Source organism: Bacteroides cellulosilyticus (assembly GCF_020091405.1).
Lineage (GTDB): Bacteria > Bacteroidota > Bacteroidia > Bacteroidales > Bacteroidaceae > Bacteroides.
Window position 1 is genome coordinate 1200537 of sequence record NZ_CP081903.1, and the last position, 21910, is coordinate 1222446.

Below are 21910 nucleotides of genomic sequence, written 5' to 3' on the forward strand. Positions count from 1 at the left end.
GTAATGCGGGTGATTTTGTTAAAAAGTTCCAAGTTCATAGGCATTTGCAAATGATGTTCCTTGCACCCAATATGGGAGAATATTAACGCAAACCAAACCATTGTGTACACCTCCATTTGTCAACTTAGCTGCATTAAAGACAAGTCTGTATTCCCCAGGCTCAAAAATCCGTTTGAAACAGGTTTGTCCTTCATATATCTTATCTTTCACTTCTTGTGGTATATCCGGATCTTCCTTTATTGCCAAGTAATCTAAAGAACTCCCTCTTTCATGATAAAGAACTTTCCAATGATAAGGTTCCCCCTGCATAATATGAACTTCAGTAGAAGTCTTAGAATCAGCAGAATGAACAAATAACGGTGTGGGGTTCTTCAAAGTCATAATATAATAAATATTATTTTCTTCCAATGTACGTACTTCCTGTCCCTGCTCGTCAAAGTAATAAAACTCCTGAAAATAGCTCGTTGTATCGCAAGAATCATGAAATTCCCAAGTTCCTTCCTTAACTCAAAGCTTTCCCAAATTCAACCGTATATTCAGCATAATAGCCTACTAAAACTTTCGTTAAACTTCCATCTTTAAATTTCATATCAGTCATTTTTTTTATTAAACAATCATTCCAAAGGCAACACATTAAAAACCAACGTTTCATGCCGCTTCATGGAGAGAACCGGAGAGGCACGCTCACCAAGTATATCTTTCTTCATATTCTGATATTGAGATATAATCCTAATATTCATCTCATAATCATCAGGTATCCGGGAAAAGCAATCATCCCAATCGCGAAACGAATAATAGAAACCTTCTGCATCCCTAAAACCCGACTCCATGTAAAAGCCATCGACAGAATAGCCTAACTGACCTTTCAGCTCGTCAAAAGAAGGAATAGGCTCCGCATCCATTGGATCAGTATCAGAAACTAAACGGCCGATAACGCGCAGTTCTTTGACATAGTCTCCGATATCAGCATTCAATCTATAGACTATCTCACCGAACATGGCTTTCATGTCTATCACGATTTCATTACCGGCATTTCTGTCGAAATCCGAACAATAACCTGTAAATATTCGATAGTAATATGATTTTTCAGGAACACGAAAATAGCGGAAATGAACATGAGTGTCATAGACAAATTCATTACCCCAAAAACAATAGTCATCAGAAGTCAAAGTATATATTTCTTTGAAACGATCCAAATAGCGTTCTGTTGCAGTTGAATGAATGTCATGACAAAGCTTCTGACCATTGGGAACCACCACTACACGAAAAGTGAATTGCTTTTCTTTCAGTAACTTAATCTTTGCCTTACCAAGATCATCAAACAACCCGTAAGCATAAGGGCTACCATCAGCATAAAGTACCTCAATACCATAAAGTGCAGTCTCATCAGCTTTCAAGCCATCAGTTTCATTCCAGATTTCTCCTCCAAGACGAAAGGAATACGGCATACTGTCAAATTCTTCTTTTGAATCGGAACAAGCAATAAAAACTAAAGGGCAACAAAACAAAATAACAAAATAAAGTAAGTTCTTCATAAGCATTACATTTTAAGTGAAACAAACATGCATATATGAATAATACAACTCAAGAAACAAGAAAGGACCTCTATAAGGAGTGTTATAAAACATAGAAACAAACTCGACTTTTTAGCTTTTAAAGTTCAGTTTCAGTATCTTTGTATCATCTTACGTAATCGGATTATGAGAAAGAGAAAGAAAAAACAAGTAAATAGCAAAAAACAACTGATGCTACTGATAGTCTTTATTGTATGCGGCATCCTTACCGCCTATCAGACTATAAACTCCAAGAAAGATGCCGTAAACAGTAAACCGATAGAAGCCGTTTCCCAAAGCAACCTCCAGAACTCCGACATCTACATCAAGCAAACCACTGCACCCGCTACCCCCGAAATATTGTTGCAACGCACCGGATACCTCGTATCCTATAACTCCAACACCCGCATAGCTAACTGGGTAGCCTGGAAACTGACTCCCGAACGTTTAAAAGAAAATACCGAGCGAATCAATAGCTTCCGTCCCGACCCTGACCTACCTAAAAGTAAAGCCGTCACCACACAAGACTATAAAGGCAGTGGTTGGGACCGTGGACATCTTTGTCCCGCAGGAGACAACAAATGGAGCCGCCAAGCCATGATAGAAAGTTTCTACATGACCAACATCTGCCCCCAGCACCACAATCTAAACCGGGGTGACTGGAACGAACTGGAACAGAAATGCCGCAAGTGGGTGAAAAAAGACAGTTGTCTTTACATTGTAGCCGGCCCTATCTTCTATGACCGGAAGCCACAGACCATAGGCGAGCATAAAGTGGCCGTGCCGGATGCTTTCTTTAAAGTGATACTTTCTCTGCACAAAAGGCCGAAAGCCATCGGCTTTATCTATAAAAATAACGAAGGGAATAATCCACTGGACTCTTATGTAAACACTGTGGATGAAGTGGAGCGGATCACAGGGATAGACTTCTTCCCCGCCCTTCCCGATGATATAGAAAAGGCGGTAGAAGCAAGCTATAATTTGAAAGACTGGAAATAGTTACTCAAAATTCAATGTACCGAAAAATTCGGGACAGTGGAAATTAGGCTTTTCCAGATTAATGGGATTCCATGAGAGGAAATGAGGCGTTTGCAACTTATCTCCGCATTTGTAGAAATTGGCACGAACCGTCTTTCCGTCAAGACTGGTGATTTGATGTTTGAAGAAAGCAGAATAAGGAATGACTAATGCCAATTCCCAGTTGCACGCTCCTACCCGTTCTTCAAAAGATTCGCGTCCCAGAGAAGACCAACGCTGCACCTTATCCATTACTTCTTGCGGAGCATGTTCACGATTGCTACGTCCGCCACCTGCACCGATCAGCAAAGTTCCCACGCAGTTACACTCTACATTATAATAAATTCCATCTCCCGCAGGAACTGAAAAGAATTCTACGCAAGCATCTTCCCATACAGCACCGTTATCTCCCGTTGCTACAGCACGCACACTAGCTTCCTTTACTTTATAATGAATCAAAATCGCATCATCTGTATGGGCAATACGGAATTGTACTTCCGGCTGATAAGGAAACGCTTTCCAGTTCACCGTATTGATCGACTGAAAATCCACCTTTTCTTTGTCCAGCAAGGCAGGAACATTCTCCACCGCCACATTAGCCAGACTCACTTTCTTTACATTCAACTCTTTCATTTCTTTCTTTTGGGGGTTAGTTGCAGACAAGGGATAAAAACAGAGCAGAGATAAAAACAAGACTGCTGATTTCAACACCAAGTATGCAGGGGTTCTTTTACTCATATTTTGATTGTGTTAAGGAGTTACGGGCTACGAGCTACAAGCTACGAGTGGCTACGCTCATATTCCGAAAGGTACTTGTAGCTTGTAGCTCGTAACTCGTAACTATTATACCAATGACTCCTTTATAAACTCCTTCATCTCCGGTGTATGTTCCTCGGCACTCTGAAGCAATTTGAACTGCGCTTTTGTACGTACAAGGTTGTGTTCCGGATATTTAATCTTATAATAAGTATCACCATTAATATAATCTGCCAGAAAACGAACACACTGCATGTAGGGGAACAACGCAGCGGCATACGGCAAGTTCTCAATCTCTATCGGAAGCAAAAAGACTTTAGCAGACTCCAGATAGCCTTTTGCAAACGCCTTAAAGATTGCCATATTGAAGTTCACATTATTCAGGTCTTTATCATCCTCGGCGCCCGTATTGGCTGCTGAACGAAGAAAGTCTCCAAAATCAGAAAAGATAAAATTGGGCATTACGGTATCAAGATCAATCACGCAAAGCACCTTCCCTTCTTCATCGAACATCATATTGTTCACCTTCGTATCGCAATGGCATACACGTTTAGGCAATTTACCCTCACGATACAAACGTTCACCTTTACACATTTCGTCCGCACGCTTTTCAATCTCATCCAGATAATATTGCACTTCTTTCACCCGACCTGCCGCATCCGCAGCCACGGCATCCCGAAGCTGTTTCAGACGAAACTCCATATTATGGAAGTCAGGAATCGTCTCTCCCAACGTATCCGGAATATCCGCAAGCATCGCCTGGAAATTGCCAAAAGCAACACCGGCATAATAAGAATATTCCGCATCCACCGTTTCATAAGTCTTTGCATTGGGAATGAAAGTCATGATGCGCCAATAGTTTTCGCCATCGTACCAATACGTTTTTCCCGTATCGGCAGGAATAAAAGAAAGTACCTTGCGGTCGATATCATCCGCTCCCTGTTCCGTAAGTTTCTTGCGGATATGCCGGGTAACGGCTTCAATGTTTGTCTGCAACATCTCCACATTCTGGAAGATAGCATGGTTGATACGTTGCAATACATAGTCGGGCGCGTCGGCTTCCAGAGTAGTCACTTTGTACGTGTCATTGATCAGTCCGCTGCCCAAAGGCTGGATTTCGTTAACTGTACCCTTCGTATTGAAATGGGATACAATGGATTGGAGGTTATTCATGATATTTTATAATAGATTTAAAATTGGTATGCAAATATACGCCTTCCGAATGAAAGCAAAAGTCAAAATTCGTCCGACAAACGCCCAAAAATATACATTTCGACAGACATAACCATAAAAAACAGCCAATAAACATTCCCCCTTTGAGCAAAACGCCTTATATTTGTGTTTGGAACCTTAAAATACCGGAGGAAAAGTGCAAAAGTTTATCAGAACGCTGTTTCTTGTTTTAGTAAGCATAGTTACGGCAAACGTACACAGCCAGAATATCACTTTCAATCATCTGACCACCGACGACGGCCTATCTCAGTTTAGTGTCAACAGTTTGTATATTGATGAAAATGGTATCTTATGGATTGGTACGCGCGAAGGTTTGAACCGTTACAATGGAAACGATATACAGACTTACAAACTGAACAAAAACGATCCCTACAGCCTTTTCTGTAACACCGTGCTCCGCATGGCAGGCGACCAGAACGGGAAAATCTACCTGCTCTGTACCGAAGGGGTTGCCCAGTTCGACCTGACTACCCAACGCTTCACCACCCTCCTGCAAGGAAATATCAATAGCATATATTATAAAAACGGCCTTTTCATCGGAAAAAAGAACGAAATATACCGCTACAATGAGCAAACCGACAACTTCGATCTTTATTACCAGATGGCAGGAGAAAACATCGAAATATCCTGCATGTTCGAAGACAAAGGACACATGTGGATAGGAACCACCAGCGAAGGTGTGTTCAATCTGAAAATAGACGAGCATCTGCTAACCCACCCCATCGAGAAAGGAAATATCACCAGCATTTACCAGGACAATGCAGGCGAACTGTGGATCGGAAGCTGGGAAAAGGGACTCTTCCGGGTGAAAACAGACGGAAGCATCGAGAACCTGCGAAACGACCCGAAGAACCCGCACAGCATATCTTCCGATTTCGTGAGAGCCTGCTGTGAGGATAATCTTGGCAATATCTGGATAGGAACCTTCAACGGTCTGAACCGGTACAACAAAACAACAGGACTTTTCCAGAACCATACCTCCAACGAGATGCAGAATGAAGGACTTACACACTCGTCCATCTGGTGCATCGTAAAAGATAATCAGGGTACCTTATGGCTGGGTACTTACTTCGGCGGTGTCAATTACTTCAACCCCGAATACGAAATCTATACCCGGTACAAAGCTTCCATCCATGAAGAAGAAGGACTAAGCAGCCCCGTAGTCGGACGCACCATCGAAGATAAGAACGGAAATCTGTGGATTGGCACGGAGGGAGGCGGACTGAACTTCTATAACCGCCGGACACGTGAGTTCAAGTGGTATCTTGCCGGACAGGGACGCAACAGCATCTCCCACAGCAATGTGAAAGCCCTTTACTATGATCCCGCAAAGGAAATCATCTGGATAGGAACCCATCTTGGCGGACTGAACAAACTGGATATCCGCACAGGCGCATTCACGCATTATCTGATGGAAGAAGGGAATCCGGAAACTCTTCCGTCCAATATAGTTCGCGACATAACCCCCTACCAGGACCAATTGATTGTTGCTACCCAAAACGGTGTGTGCCTGTTCAATCCTCAGACCGGGAAATGCCAACAGCTCTTTAAAGATAGCAAAGAAGGGCGTAAGATAGCTATGGTTGCAGATGTAGAGGTAGATAATAACGGCACGCTCTGGATTGCCGCCACAGGCGAAGGTATCTTCTCCTACCGCTTCGATACCAACAAGTTGACCAATTACCGTCACGACGGGACGCAAGCGCACAGCCTCAGCAACAATAATGTGAACAACATTATGCAGGACAGCAAGGGTAACTTGTGGTTCTCCACTTCAGGAAGCGGCCTCGACCTGTACCGTCCCGCTACCAACGATTTCGAAAACTTCGACAAGGGCAAGAACGGACTTGTCAGCGATTGCATCTACGATACACAAGAATCCCCCGTCAGCGGTAAACTGATACTGATTACCAATCAGGGCTTCTCCATCTTCGATCAGAAAGCGGAAAAGTTCCAGAACTACAGCGTGGAGAACGGTTTTCCACTGACAGCTGTCAATGAAAACGCGCTTTGCGTGACACGCGACGGAGAAATCTTCCTTGGCGGTACGCAAGGTATGCTCTCATTCAATGAACTGGAACTTAATTTCACCCCGAAGCCTTATAAGATCATCCTTTCCCGCCTCATTGTAAACGGTTCCGAAGTAAAAGTGAGCGATGAAACGGGCATTTTGACGCAATCCCTATGCCATACGCAGGAAATCACCCTGAATGCCAATCAGACAATGTTCAGCATCGAGTTTGCCACTTCCAATTACGTGGCTGCCAATAAGGATGAAATCATCTACAAGCTGGAAGGCTTCTCCGACGATTGGAACAGCACGCGTGGCCAACCTATCATCACCTACACAAACCTGAATGCCGGAACATACAATCTGCTGATTAAGCCTAAAGGAAAGGAAGAGTCGCTTTGTCCGCAAGTACACCTGACAATTCATGTACTGCCACCTTATTATAAGACTCCGCTCGCCTATCTTATTTATCTGATAGTGACCGGCATCCTTTTGTGGTATCTGGTGAAGACATACAAATCAAGAATCAAGCTGCGTGAATCGTTGAAGTACGAACAGAAGCATATACAAGACGTGGAAGCGCTGAACCAATCGAAATTACGCTTCTTCACCAACATCTCTCACGAGTTCCGCACACCGCTTACGCTCATCGTGTCGCAGGTGGAAACCCTGATGCAATTGCAAAACTTCACACCCACCATTTATAATAAGATACTGAGCATTTACCAGAACAGCATCCAATTGCGCGAGCTCATCACCGAGCTCCTTGACTTCCGCAAACAGGAACAAGGACACATGAAGGTAAAAGTCAGCCCGCACAACATCGTGCATTTCCTTTATGAGAATTACCTCATCTTCATGGAATATGCAAGCAGCAAGCAGATCAATTTCAACTTCGAGAAAGACAGTGAAGGTCTGGAAGTGTGGTATGACCAGAAGCAAATGCAGAAGGTAATCAACAACCTGTTATCCAATGCCATCAAGCATACCCAAGCCGAAGATACCATCACACTCAGCATCACCACCGAAGGCAATGAAGCCGTAATTCGCGTGACTGATACAGGCAGCGGCATCGACGCCAAAGAAGTAGATAAGATATTCGACCGCTTCTATCAGACAGAGCAGATGGACAGTCTCACCACCGGCGTAGGTACCGGTATCGGTCTGGCTTTGACCAAAGGCATCGTCGAACTGCACCACGGCACCATCAAGGTAGAAAGCGAACTGGGCAAAGGTAGCAGCTTCATCGTCCGCCTCCGCTTGGGCAACGCCCACTTCAATGCCGAGGAAATCAGCAAGAAGAACGAAGACGTACAGCAAATAGAGCAACCGCAAACTTCCGAAATAGACGCTTCACTCAAAGCCGAACTGGAAGAAAATGCCCCGATTAAGCGTATGCCTGATGTCAAGATGGTTATCGTGGAAGACAACGCCTCCATTCGTGAGATGTTGGAAAACATCTTCCGCCCATTCTATCAGGTGCTGACAGCCGCAGACGGTGAAGAAGGTCTGGAGCTGATACAGAAGGAAATGCCGAATATTGTGGTAAGCGACGTCGTTATGCCCAAAATGTCCGGTACCGAACTCTGCAAACTGATTAAGAATGATTTCAATACCTGCCACATACCGGTAGTACTGCTTACCGCACGAACTGCCGTAGAGCAGAACATTGAAGGACTGCGCATCGGTGCGGACGATTACATCACCAAACCATTCAATACGAATCTGTTGATTTCGCGTTGTAACAACCTGGTAAATTCACGCATTCTCTTGCAGGAAAAGTTCAGTAAACAACCACAGGCTTATGCGCAGATGCTTGCCACCAACCCGATAGATAAGGAAATCCTGGACCGCGCCATCAGCATCATCGAAAAGAATCTGGATAATACGGAATTTAATGTCAACATCTTCGCCCGCGAAATGGCTATGGCACGCACCAACCTGTTCACCAAACTGAAAGCCATCACCGGACAAACACCGAATGACTTCATCCTGACCATCCGCCTGAAAAAAGGCGCCCTGATGTTGCGGAACAACCCGGAACTGAACATCACCGAGATATCGGACAAGATAGGTTTCAGCTCTTCGCGCTACTTCTCAAAGTGTTTCAAGGATGTATATCACGTCAGTCCGCTTGCCTACCGCAAAGGGGAAGACGCCGACAAAGAGGAGAAAAACGAGGAAGACGAAGAGGGCTGACGAACCACTTAAATGTTCCACTCCGTTCCACCGAATTGAAACAAAAGATTCTCTCTTGAGAAACAAAACTTTCTTGCCTAAGGAACAAGAGTTTCTTGCCTGAGAAACAAACGCTCCAATACGGTGGAACAGAAGTGTCACTACCATGAAACGGAATTGGCAATAGATTCGCCCTCATTACGGCATTGAACTTTGTACATTTTCGCCCTTCTCCTGTACTTCATTATACACATAATCCGGAGAAAGCCATTACCTTTGACCTCAGAAATAACAATCTAAAGTCAAAGAACTATGAAACAATTTTCCCCTTTATGGTCTCTTCTCCCGGGCGCAGCCCTGATAGCCGGATGCGGAAATCCATCGAAAAAAGAAGCCACCGACCACACCCGTCAGAAACCTAATGTAATATATCTGATTGCCGACGACCTGGGCATCGGTGACTTGAGTTGCTATGGCGCTACCAAGATAAGCACTCCCAACATCGACCGCCTTGCCGGACAAGGTGTACAGTTCACCAATGCCTATGCCACTTCCTCTACCAGTACTCCTTCCCGCTTCGGTCTGTTGACGGGCATGTATCCCTGGCGACAGGAGAACACGGGAATCGCTCCGGGTAACTCTGAACTGATTATCGACACAGCCTGTGTCACTATGGCCGATATGTTCAAGGCAGAAGGCTATGCCACCGGTGCCGTAGGCAAATGGCATCTGGGACTCGGTCCCAAAGGTGGTACGGACTTCAATCATCTGATAAAGCCTAATACCCAGGATATAGGCTTTGATTACGAATACATCATTCCCGCCACGGTTGACCGTGTACCTTGCGTATTCGTTGAAAACGGACATGTAGTAGGTTTAGATCCCAACGATCCCATTACCGTCAACTATAACCACAAAGTGGGTGACTGGCCTACCGGATTGGAGAATCCGGAACTTGTAAAGCTGAAACCCAGCCAGGGGCATAACAATACGATTGTGAATGGTATTCCCCGCATTGGTTGGATGACCGGTGGTAAATCTGCTCTTTGGGTGGATGAGGACATTGCAGATGTAATCACAGGTAAAGCAAAAGATTTTATTATCAAGCATAAAGACGAACCTTTCTTTATGTACATGGGTACGCAAGATGTACATGTTCCACGCGTCCCCCACGCCCGTTTCGCCGGAAAGAGCGGTATGGGAACCCGTGGTGACGTAATCCTGCAACTGGACTGGACTGTGGGTGAGATTATGAATACTCTGGACAGTCTGAACCTTGCGGATAACACCATCTTTGTATTCTGTAGTGATAACGGCCCTGTCATTGACGACGGTTATCAGGATCAGGCCCTCGAACTGCTGAACGGTCACACTCCTATGAAGCAATACCGTGGTGGAAAGTACAGTGCCTATGAAGCCGGAACACGTATTCCCTTTATTGTACGTTGGCCTGCCGGTATTCAGCCTTGCAAACAGCAAGCTCTATTCTCTATGATCGATGTGTATGCTTCTTTAGCCGCGTTACTGAATCATCCGCTTACACCTGCAACTGTTGCTCCCGACAGCCGTGACCAACTGGCCACTTTCTTAGGGAAAGACAATACCGGATGCGACTATGTAGTACAGCAGAATTTGAACAATACTTTATCGATTATTCAAGGAACATGGAAGTACATCGAGCCAAGTGATAAGCCCGCCATCGAACACTGGACTAAAATGGAGTTAGGGAATGATCCAAAGCCCCAACTGTACAATATTTCCATAGATCCGTCGGAGAAAGATAACGTTGCAGCAGCACATCCGGAGATGGTAAAAGAGCTTTCAGCACTACTGGAACAGGTGAAGGCCGGAAAGAACCAAGGAATAAAGTAAGGAATCGTACAGAACGGGGGTTCTTTATCAAGAATGTACAAATTCGTACTTTTTGCGAACTATTAACGAAAGTAGACTTCTATCCAATCGCATACATTTGCGTTGGAATTCGAGTCGTTTAACGATAAAGAACAACCTTTTTTAATAACTAATTAATTTAATATTTATGAAACAGAAATCAAGCCTCTTGAAAGCGCTAAGTATCATGTTACTTTTTGTTCTGTTTGCAACACAAGCAAAAGCACAGGGAATAACAGTTACTGGTACTGTAAACGACAACTTAGGTCCTGTTATCGGTGCATCCGTAGTGGTAAAAGGAACCGTTAATGGTTGCATTACAGATTTGGATGGAAACTTCAAATTAACAAATGTACCTTCAAAAGGTACTTTAGTCGTATCTTTTGTAGGTTACCAGACACAAGAGATTGCTGTCAACAATCAAACGAAATTCACTATTAATTTAAAGGAAGATGCTCAACAACTGGATGAAGTCGTTGTTGTGGCAGTGGGGTATGGTGACGTAAAGCGTCGCGACTTAACCGGTTCTATCGGTAAAGCCAATATGGATGACCTGACAAAAACTCCTATCAACAATATTGCCGAATCTCTAGGCGGACGTATAGCAGGTGTTCAGGTGTCTTCTTCCGACGGTGGCCTAGGAGATAACTTCAATATTGTTATTCGCGGTGCCGGCTCATTAACCCAAAGTACTGCTCCTCTTTATGTTATTGACGGTTTTCCAATGGAAAGCTCAAGTATGGGCGCGCTCAATCCAAACGACATCGAATCAATTGACGTACTAAAAGATGCTTCAGCCACAGCTATTTATGGTTCCCGTGGTGCCAATGGCGTCGTTATCATTACCACTAAAAAAGGCAAAGCCGGAAAAACAATGGTTACCTATAACGGTAGCGTAAGTTTTAGTACTGTTAGAAACAAAATGGATGTCATGAATGCCTATGATTTTGCATGTATGCAGAAAGAAATCATGGCAGGCAATACAAAAGAAGTAGACGGTGAAATGGTTGACGAATTTGAATACTTTTATTTAAAGAACGGACTGACACTTGACGATTATAAAACAATGAAGAATTATAACTGGCAAGATGAAATCTATCGTACTGCTTTAAGTCATAACCATCACGTTGCTTTAAGCGGTGGTACGGACAAAATGGACTACACCGCATCTCTGTCATACAGCAACCAAGAAGGCGTTATTATACGTTCCGATTTAAATCGCTATCAAGGTCGTTTCAACTTGAATCAAAGAATCAACAAGAGCATTAAAGTTAATGCGAATGTTAACTATGCCAGTGTTACTCAGAATGGTCCTAATCCATCTATCAACACTTCTCAGTCTTCCAACTCATTAATGTACAGTGTATGGGGCTACCGCCCTGTTTCCCCTTCCGGTTCCGACCTTTTGGCAGAACTTTATGACGAAGATGTAGATATAAACAATGATTATCGATTCAATCCGGTAAAATCTGCACAAAACGAATATCGCCGTAAGATTACAAATACCCTGCAAGCTAATTTGGGTGTAGAATGGGAAATCATCAAGAACCTGAAGTTAAAAGTAACAGCCGGCTATACAGGCAAAGACTATAAGAACGAAGAATTCAACAATTCTCAAACACGTACCGGTAATAGTCATCCGAATAATACTCAGAGTAAGGGAGTCAATGCCTATCTATATCAATCAGAAAGCAGAAGCTATCTGAATGAGAATACGTTGAGTTATGTTTTCAACAAGAAAAAACATAATCTAAACACCCTGTTGGGTATTACTTTCCAGAAAAACACCAGCTACTATCATGATGTCAGCGTTTCTCATATTACTAATGAATCATTAGGCATGGCTGGCTTAGGAAATGGTGATGTTCCTGTTGTCAGCGCTTCTAAGGGAGAAAATGCTCTGATGTCTTATTTGGGACGCTTAAACTACAATTATGATTCAAAATATTACGTTACTTTCTCCATGCGTGCTGATGGTTCATCCAAATTTGCACCAGGCAATCGTTGGGGGTATTTCCCTTCAGGCTCACTGGCTTGGGCTTTTGGACGTGAAAATTTTGTAAAAGATAATCTTACATGGCTATCTAATGGTAAATTGCGTGTCAGCTACGGTCTCACAGGTAACAATCGTATTGGAGATTATGATTACATGGCTCGCTTGTATGCAAGTGAGAACACTTACAAATATCCTTGGGACAGCACTTTCTATCCAGGATACTATGTTTCCAGCATTGCTAATCCTAACCTAAAATGGGAAACGACCGAGCAATATGACTTTGGTTTGGATTTAGGCTTCTTGGATGGACGCTTAAACCTGAATATTGACTACTATATCAAAACAACCAAAGATCTGCTGATGAATGCCGATACTCCTGCCAGTTCCGGTTATGCTACTACCCGTCTTAACATTGGAGAGTTACGCAATACAGGATTTGAAGTTACTTTAGAAAGTACTAACATACAGAATAAGAACTTTACCTGGTCATCCAGCTTCAATATAGCATTCAATAAAAATAAAATCTTGTCTTTGAACTACGGACAGGAACAGATGACAAGTTACATCAGCTGGGATCAGAAATTCAGAAATCAGATAGCCTATGTCAGTCGGGTAGGCGAATCTGCCGGTAAAATGTATGGTTTCGTATATGATGGAACATATAAAGAAGAAGACTTCAATATCACTATCAATGAAAACGGGAAGAAAACTTACGAACTGAAACCAGGAGTTCCTAAATTTAAAGATGGTTGCCAACCCGGTGATCCAAAATATAAGAACGTCGATGGCAGCGAAGATAATCTGATCACAGATAATGACCGGACAGTAATTGGCAACGGACATCCACTGCATACAGGTGGTTTCACTAACAATTTTGTCTATAAAAACTGGGATTTAAATATTTTCTTGCAATGGAGCTACGGTAATGATATATTCAATGTGAATCGTCTCGTAATGGAAAATCCAGGAGCTAAAAAACAGTTGAACCAGTTCGCATCTTATAAGAATCGCTGGAGTGAAAGCAATCCTACCAGCAACATCCCCCGTGTAAGAGCAGTTGGTGCTGATGAATACAGCTCACTGTACGTAGAAGATGGATCATTCCTGAAATTGAAAACAATCTCTTTAGGATATAACTTTGATGCCAAGACTTTGAAGAGAATAGGTATCAGTGCAGCAAGGGTATTCGTTTCTGCTGAAAATATCGCTACCATTACGGGATATTCCGGTTCAGATCCTGAGGTTTCTACACGTCACTCTGTGTTGACTCCTGGTTTTGACTGGTCGGCTTATCCTCGTGCATTCAATGCTTCACTTGGTGTAAATGTAACTTTCTAATTACTAAACTGAAAAACGAATATGAAGAAAATAAAAAATCTCTTTAAAAAGGTATGTTTGTGGTCACTCGTGGTAACAATGGCTTCATGTGACTTCCTCGACACAAAGCCTTATGATTTTGTGGCTCCTGAAACGTTCTACCAGAATGAGAAAGATTGTACAATGGCTTTAGCCGGAGTATATTATACCCTGGTAAAAGGGACTGTTTACGGCAATAATTATTCACTGATGTTCTCCAACACAGATGATTTAAGTTATTTTGCCCGCGAATTTGATGGAAATCCAGTAAAGAACCACGGTGCGGTCTGCAATACTCATGATGCTGCCAATGCACAACTTTTCGATACATGGACAGATCTTTACGATGGTATTAATAATGCCAATGTGTTACTTGATAACATTGATAAAGCTGAATTTCCCGCAGATAAAGAGTATGTAAGACAGCGTATCAAAGGCGAAACCAAATTTCTGCGTGCCTACTATCACTTCCTTTTGGTACAAGGATGGTATGAAGTACCTATCCGTACAGAAACGGTTACAGACATAGCTACGAGTAGTAAAGCTGCCACTCCCCATGCAGAAGCACTCGACTGGATTATCCAGGAAATGGAAGACTGCATCGACATGGTAGATGACAAAGAATATGATAAATCGCCTTCTCATGTAAAGAAAACTATTGTCGAGGGTATCTTGGCACGCGTATGCCTGTGGCGCGCCGGTTATCCAAGCGAAGGTGGACAGCCTTTTTATGAAAAAGCCGCCAAATATGCTAAAGCTGTTTATGATTCCAAGAAGCACAAGCTGTATCAAAATGATATTTATGCTATCTGGAAAATGATGGCTTCCGACCAATACGATCCTGTATATAATGAAAGTATGTGGGAAGCGGAATTCATCGGTACCCGTGATGACGGTAAATATACAGAGGGTCGTATGGGTAATGAAATCGGTAATATGCAAAATGCAAATTGTGGAAAAGGATATGGCGCCGCTTTTTATGCCGGTTCACTCATCCTTTGGGATCTATACGAAAAAAATCCTGGTGACATAAGACGTGATCTGGCTATGGCTCCTTACCAAATTGCCGCCAATGGAACAGAAAAAGCATGGGGCAAAACAGCTATTGTAGAACGTTGTTGCGGTAAATTCCGCCGTGAATGGGAAAAGAGTACCCCTCAGCACAAAAATTTCACTGAAGAAAACTTCCCCATTTTACGCTACGCTGATGTTCTTTTAATGCTGGCAGAGGCAGAATTAGAATCCAAAGGGGTTACCACTCTAGCCGTATCTGCCATCAATGAAGTACGCACGCGTGCCGGAATCGGTAAATTGCCGGAAACAATTTCTGTAGATGAACTTCGCCAAGAAATTCGTGATGAACGTGGACGTGAACTTTGCTTCGAAGCATTACGTAAATATGACCTGATCCGTTGGGGTATTTATGTAAAGACCATCAGTCAGAACTTGGCAAATGCTATTGAAGATGCACGTTGGTCAACCAAAAAGGCAAACAGAAGCGGTGCTGAAGGTTTTACCAAAAGTACTCAGAACAAACACCAGTTCTTGCCAATCCCCAATAAAGAACTGTCTGTGAATACCAAGTTAGAACAAAACAGCTATTGGAATCCAAAGAAATAGCAATATACATGACTTCTAACCTTAAAATGAAATCAAATAGACCTTAATCAATTTGATATGTGTGGGGAGAGTGACCGTGAGGTTCCTCTCCTTCTTTCTATCAAACTTAAAAACAATATACCAGATGACCCAAAAACACTTATTATTTATTCTTGTACTGCTATGCGGTCAAGTATCCTTTGCCCAACTGATAGGTTTTGAGACTGGAATTCCCAAACAGTTTCAAACAAGTGATAAAGGAAAAATAACTTTATCTACTCAGTACTATAAAGAAGGGAAACAAAGCCTGGAATGGGATTTCCGCTCCGGTTCCAAACTCAATGTATCTCTGGAACAGCCTCTCACCCTTGATGAGCGAATAGAAAATTCATACGGAATAACTTTATGGATTTATAACGAGGTTCCCCAGCAAGATTCTATTCGTTTTGAGTTTCTTTCTCCCCAAGGAGATATATCTTATTGGTTCAGTTTCCGATTGGCATCGGCTGGCTGGCGCGCTTGCTGGATTGGCTTCCAACACATGAAAGGAGATAAACAAAATAAAGAAATAGCAAGCTATCGGCTGGTAGCCCCTGAACGAAAAGGCCGTATATTTCTAGACCGTTTGACTTTCCCTGTAAAAAAGATGAACGACCGTACTACCCCCGATTTACAGATGCCTTACAATAACTCCCTCTCGTATCGCGACCTGTGGCATTGGTGCCGGGTTTGGCAATGGGAACAATATAAGTATGATATTCCATTACCTTCCGCCCTCAATCAAGCAGAAAAAGACGAACTCCGTATTGTAGAACAGCGGTTAACCACCGCCATCGATATTCAGAAAGCACCAAAAGAAGCTGTTTCCAAAGCATACGATGTTTTTCAGAAAGCCAATATTCAACGCTCTGGGACAGGATTCACAGGTGCTCCTATCCTGCCCCCCGATGAGCTGAACCGTTCCAAAGGAGAAATATCCTGGAATGACTTGGAAACAATGCTCTCCGGATTTGCCTACGATGCTTATTACAATCATTCGGAAACTTCCCACCAGAATTACTTCACCGTCTGGGACTTCGCCATAGACCAAGGATTCGCTTTCGGTAGCGGGATGGGAACCAATCATCACTATGGATATCAGGTACGGAAAATTTATACTACAGCCTGGTTAATGCGCGACGCTATTTGGAAGGCTCCCAACCGGGAGAATATCTTAACCACTCTCATTTTCTGGTCTGCCTTACAAGAAACCCGCCAACCTTACCAATACGGAAGAGATGAATTACTGGACAGTTGGCATACTCTTTTAATGGCCAAAACAGTTTCAGCACTACTATTCACTGACAAGCGGGAACGAGTACGCGCACTGAAAGGCCTTTCCCGTTGGGTATCCTCTTCTCTTCAATACACTCCGGGCACTATCGGAGGTATCAAAGTAGACGGAACCACTTTCCACCATGGCGGTTTCTATCCAGCCTATACCACAGGAGTACTCGCCATGGTAGGCCAATTTATTTCCTTAACCAATAATACCGCCTATGAACCTACCGAAGAGGCTCGTCAAGTTCTGAAATCTGCCTTTATTGCCATGCGTAACTACTCTAATAAATATGAATGGGGAATTGGTATTAGTGGACGGCACCCTTTCGGCGGCTCGATGAAGGCGGATGACATAGCTGCTTTTGCTTATCTTGCCCTATCAGGAGACTTATCAGGAGAAGGCAATGCCTTCGACCACCATCTGGCAGCAGACTATCTGCGGCTTTGCGAAAAGGATACCCCCGAAGCACGTTATTTCAAAGCGCAGGGCATTGCTCCCACCTCCGCTCCACAAGGTTTCTTTGTATATAACTATGGGGCAGCAGGTATCTTCCGGAGAAGCGATTGGATGGTAACCTTAAAAGGTTATACCACTGACGTCTGGGGATCTGAGATTTATCGAAAAGATAACCGTTATGGACGTTACCAAAGTTATGGTTCCGTCCAAATTATGGGATACCCTTCACGCCTTGCCAGCGGTTACGATGAGAACGGGTGGGATTGGAATCGCCTGCCGGGAACTACAACCATCCATTTACCATTCGAGTTGCTCGACAGTCCACTACCGGGAACCACCATGGCTCATTCTAAAGAAAATTTTTCAGGCAGTAGTTCTCTCGAAGGTAAAAACGGCATGTTTGCTACAAAACTGATGGAACGTGAACTGAAAAACTTTACTCCAGATTTCGTAGCCCGCAAATCAGTCTTCTGTTTTGAGAACCGGATGATATGTTTAGGTAGTGGGATTAAAAATAGTAATAACAACTATTCTACAGAAACAACTTTATTTCAGAGCCTCTTCCACAAAGGCATAAGCAGCATTCATATCAATGGAGATGAACATAAAGAAGTAGGATTCTATCAAACAATTAATTGCAAAGCAGAGCAGCCCACCTGCATCAAAGACAGTTATAATAATTATTATTTTGTCAAGGATGGAGAAATAAAAGTTCAGATAGCGGAACAAAAATCACTTCATGAGAAAACACGTGCTGTCACCCATGGCACTTTCGCATCCTCATGGATTGATCACGGCAAAGCTCCAAACAATGCAACTTACGAATACATGATATGGATACAACCTACTGATGAAGAATTAAAAAAGCAAGTATTGCAAAGCTATGAAGTATTGCAACGCGATAATGATGCACACATTGTTCATGATTACAAAACTGGCATTACCGCTTATGTACTATTTGAATCATTCGAATCACAGACTGATAAACTATTCCATAGTATACCAGCTGAAACAATGGTAATGTACCGGAATGATAATGATAAGATCATTCTAAGTGTTTGTGACCCAAATCTGAACATTAGCGAAAAGACTTATACAACCAAAGAGCCCAGCCGCATCATAAAGAAACAACTGGAGTTAAAAGGCTTATGGAAACCAGCAAAGGATAGTAAACAAACGGAAATCTCTTATAAAGCCAATAGTACAAATCTCACTGTTTACTGCCAACATGGACAACCTGTAGAAATAACACTAATTAATCTCCCACAATAGGGTTAAAAAGCCATAGAATAATGATTAGCACATAAGTATGTACAGATTCGTACTATTTACGAACTATAAACGAAAGTCTCCTCTGTTTTAATCGCATATTTTTGCAATGTGATTCGACTCTTTCATCACGGAAGAAAAACCTTATTACTAATTAATAAATTTAATATTTATGGAAAAAAAATCTTGCTTCCTAAAAGCATTTGGTATTATGTTACTTTGTGTACTATTTGCCACGCAGGCAAATGCACAGGAAATCACAGTAACAGGTACAGTGACAGACAACTTTGGCCCTGTAATCGGTGCCTCAGTAGTTGTAGATGGAACCTCTAATGGATGTATTACAGACCTTGACGGAAAATTCAGTCTCACTAATGTTCCTTCTAACGGAACTCTCTCATTCTCCTACATCGGTTATCAGACACAGAAAATCGCTGTAAATGGAAAAACCTCTATCAACGTAAAATTAGCAGAAGATACCCAACTACTTCAAGAAGTAGTAGTTGTAGGTTATGGCGTACAACGTAAAAGCGATTTAACTGGTGCGGTTGCTTCTGTAAAAGCAGGAGACGTATTGAAAAGTACACCTTCCGGTAATGTGTCGGATGCCCTGCAGGGACGTATGGCAGGTGTATCAGTTGTCAGCGCAGGCGATCCTTCCAGCGATCAGACAATTCGTATCCGTGGTATCAACTCTATTACTGCGGACAGTGAACCTCTGGTAGTGGTTGATGGATTTATCGGTGGTTCTTTAAAAGCTCTTAATCCTGCTGATATCCAATCCATTGAAGTCTTAAAGGATGCTTCAGCTACAGCCGTCTACGGTTCTCGTGGCGCCAATGGCGTAATCTTAGTGACAACAAAAACTCCAAACAAGGATCGCTTAACCGTATCTGTCAATGCATTTGTAAATCTGAAAACTGTAATCAGCAAGCCTGACCTCCTTTCTCCGGCAGAATTCGCTCAATTGGCCAACGCATATGGAAAAGAATATAACGAAAGCCAAGGAAAAGAAGCTCATGTATATTATACTCCTGATCAAATAGCAGCTTTCTCAAGTGGTAAAGCAGGATATAATTATATAGATCATATTTTCAACTCTCCAGGAGTAGCTCAGAACTATGAAGTATCAATAGCGGGTGGTGGTGAAAAAACAAACTTCTTGGCATCTCTCCGTTATGAAAGTGTAGAAGGAGCTATCAAGAATTCTAAAAATGATGCATTCAACTGGCGCTTAAAAGTTGATACTAAACTGAAAAAATGGTGGAAAGTCGGCATGAATATCTATGGTAATCTAAATGTGTCCTCAGGACCACGTATGACTCAATATGAGGGTTTACTCGTTTCTGCTATTAATTTTCCCAATACTACTTCTCCCACAAATGAAAAAGGAGAATATAACAACATTTATGCTATTGGTGGGAATCCTGCTTATAATCCAATGGGATATATTAACGAAATTGATGGAGATACTCGCAGGCTGGTAAACAACCTCCAAGGTTATATGGATTTCAATATTATCGATGGATTAACTTTCCGTACTCAGTTAGGAGTAACATTTACTAATTCATTAGCAACAAGCTCTGACAATGCCAAGAGTTATTATTACTTTAAAAATACCAGAACGCAGGCTACAGCCAACAGTGCTTTTAATTGGAGCTGGTTAAATACCAATACCTTGAATTATACCAAAGAATTTAATAAAAATCATCGTATCAATGCAACTGCTGTTTTAGAACAGTCCTATAGCAACAATTTCACTTTAAAAGGAGTAGCCAATAACATGTATTTTGAACGTCTTGGTGCTAACAGTTTAGCTGACTCTTACAGCCAGAATGCAAGTTCAGAGCGTATAATCAATACATTGCTTTCCGGAATGTTCCGCGTAAACTATGTTCTAATGGATAAGTACATGGTAACAGCTTCCATTCGCGCCGACGGTTCCTCACGCCTAAAAGATAAATGGGATTATTTCCCTTCTGCAGCATTAGCATGGAATATCAAGCAGGAAGCATTTATGCAAGACGTAAAAGCTATTAGCCAGTTAAAGTTACGCATCGGATATGGTTCTGTAGGTAACCAAGCAATAGAGCCTTACCGTATTTTCTCTCAAATGGTACCTACCCAAAACGCAGACGGCTCAACTTCTTACACAGTCGGACGTCCGGCAGCTGAATACTTAAAATGGGAGCGTAATGATCAAATCAATGCAGGTATAGACTTAGGTTTTTTCAATGGGCGCTTAACATTAACCGCCGACTGGTACAACAAATTATCTAAAGATGTTTTATTAGAGGTACAACAGCCTGTCCACAGTGGTTGGGATAAACTTTTAAAAAATGCCTGCGAAATTCAGAACAGAGGTTTTGAGATCACAATTGGTGCAGATCCGGTAAATGGTAAAGATTGGAACTGGCATACAGACGTGACTCTATCTCACAACAAAGGGACTTTCAAAAATATCCCTACATTAGATCGTACTCAAATCCAAGCAGGTCAATATGAGAACAAAGTATTCAAAATGATTGAAGGAGAAAAGCTGGGAACTTTTTGGGGATATACCAACTTAGGAGTCTGGAAAAGTGACGAAGTAAATCAAGAGGTCACTGTAGTCAAGAATGGAGTGGAAACAAAAGGTACTTATGCTTCTATCTATAAAGTAGTGCCAGGCCAGGAAAAACTCTTAGACGCAAATAATGACGGTACTTACAATGATGATGATCAAAGTATCATAGGTAATGGACAGCCCAGTTTTAACTGGGGGTGGAATAATACTCTCCGTTATAAAGACTTCGATCTCTCATTGTTCATTATCGGTTTCCACGGCTTCGATATTTATAATGTAACAGATCAATCAGGTTACGGGAATGCAGTATCAGGTATCAATACGGATGTTATTACTCCTAAACGTGCACTTTTAAATCGTTGGACCAAAGAAAATGAAAACACCAATATTCCAGGATTTGTCAAACTCAACCAGACTACTACTGGATTTAATAGTCGATTTGTAGAAAAAGGCGATTTTATAAAAGTCAAGAGTATAACTTTAGGATATAACCTACCTAAAAAAGCATGTGATAAAGTTTTCCTCAATGATTTGAGACTTTACTTCTCTGTACAGAATCCTTTCATGATAACAAGCTATAGCGGTCTTGACCCGGAAGCAACTCTCGGTAGTCCATTAGTATCCGGCGTTGATTGGGGCTGCTACCCTAATAGCCGTAATTTTCTGTTAGGTGTAAATTTCTCGTTCTAATATTAACCGATAATATAAA

Annotated in this window: 11 protein-coding genes; 7 read left to right on the forward strand and 4 right to left on the reverse strand. The window is 42.3% G+C overall.

Annotated elements, in window-relative coordinates; all coding sequences use genetic code 11:
• Window positions 1–18: 18 nt before the first annotated feature.
• Together K6V21_RS04225 and K6V21_RS04230 are read right to left on the reverse strand one after the other, a co-directional pair.
• Window positions 19–381: a hypothetical protein gene (locus tag K6V21_RS04225; protein WP_224320934.1), complete on the reverse strand. Its 363-nt coding sequence runs from the start codon at window positions 379–381 to the stop codon at window positions 19–21.
• 233 nt (window positions 382–614) lie between these two features.
• The gene (locus K6V21_RS04230) at window positions 615–1535 is read right to left on the reverse strand and encodes a hypothetical protein (RefSeq protein WP_224320935.1); all 921 of its coding nucleotides are present in this window, start codon (window positions 1533–1535) and stop codon (window positions 615–617) included.
• A gap of 165 nt (window positions 1536–1700) precedes the next feature.
• On the opposite strand from K6V21_RS04230, the gene K6V21_RS04235 reads away from it, so the two are divergent.
• Window positions 1701–2552, forward strand: coding sequence for a DNA/RNA non-specific endonuclease (locus tag K6V21_RS04235; protein WP_224320936.1), 852 nt, complete (start codon window positions 1701–1703; stop codon window positions 2550–2552).
• Here the strand turns inward: K6V21_RS04235 and K6V21_RS04240 are convergent, their stop codons facing one another.
• Together K6V21_RS04240 and K6V21_RS04245 are read right to left on the reverse strand one after the other, a co-directional pair.
• Window positions 2553–3308: a carbohydrate-binding family 9-like protein gene (locus tag K6V21_RS04240; protein ID WP_217716099.1), complete on the reverse strand. Its 756-nt coding sequence runs from the start codon at window positions 3306–3308 to the stop codon at window positions 2553–2555. It lies immediately after the preceding gene.
• A 105-nt stretch (window positions 3309–3413) separates the two neighbouring features.
• Window positions 3414–4499: a phosphotransferase enzyme family protein gene (locus tag K6V21_RS04245; RefSeq protein WP_007216777.1), complete on the reverse strand. Its 1086-nt coding sequence runs from the start codon at window positions 4497–4499 to the stop codon at window positions 3414–3416.
• Window positions 4500–4695: 196 nt separating this feature from the next.
• On the opposite strand from K6V21_RS04245, the gene K6V21_RS04250 reads away from it, so the two are divergent.
• The 6 genes from K6V21_RS04250 to K6V21_RS04275 all read left to right on the forward strand — a co-directional run bounded on the left by K6V21_RS04250 (window position 4696) and on the right by K6V21_RS04275 (window position 21891).
• The gene (locus K6V21_RS04250) at window positions 4696–8769 is read left to right on the forward strand and encodes a two-component regulator propeller domain-containing protein (protein WP_224320937.1); all 4074 of its coding nucleotides are present in this window, start codon (window positions 4696–4698) and stop codon (window positions 8767–8769) included.
• Between the two features lie 291 nt (window positions 8770–9060).
• Window positions 9061–10620: a sulfatase-like hydrolase/transferase gene (locus K6V21_RS04255; protein WP_217715230.1), complete on the forward strand. Its 1560-nt coding sequence runs from the start codon at window positions 9061–9063 to the stop codon at window positions 10618–10620.
• 166 nt (window positions 10621–10786) lie between these two features.
• Entirely contained in the window at window positions 10787–13972 is a 3186-nt protein-coding gene (locus K6V21_RS04260; RefSeq protein WP_224320938.1) for a SusC/RagA family TonB-linked outer membrane protein, read from the forward strand.
• 21 nt (window positions 13973–13993) lie between these two features.
• Window positions 13994–15610 carry a RagB/SusD family nutrient uptake outer membrane protein gene (locus tag K6V21_RS04265; protein ID WP_217715234.1) on the forward strand — a complete coding sequence of 539 codons (1617 nt, stop codon included), beginning with the start codon at window positions 13994–13996 and terminating at the stop codon, window positions 15608–15610.
• Between the two features lie 124 nt (window positions 15611–15734).
• Window positions 15735–18638: a chondroitinase family polysaccharide lyase gene (locus tag K6V21_RS04270; protein ID WP_224320939.1), complete on the forward strand. Its 2904-nt coding sequence runs from the start codon at window positions 15735–15737 to the stop codon at window positions 18636–18638.
• Window positions 18639–18807: 169 nt separating this feature from the next.
• On the forward strand, window positions 18808–21891 hold the full coding sequence (locus K6V21_RS04275) for a SusC/RagA family TonB-linked outer membrane protein (RefSeq protein ID WP_224320940.1): 3084 nt from the start codon (window positions 18808–18810) through the stop codon (window positions 21889–21891).
• Window positions 21892–21910: the final 19 nt, after the last annotated feature.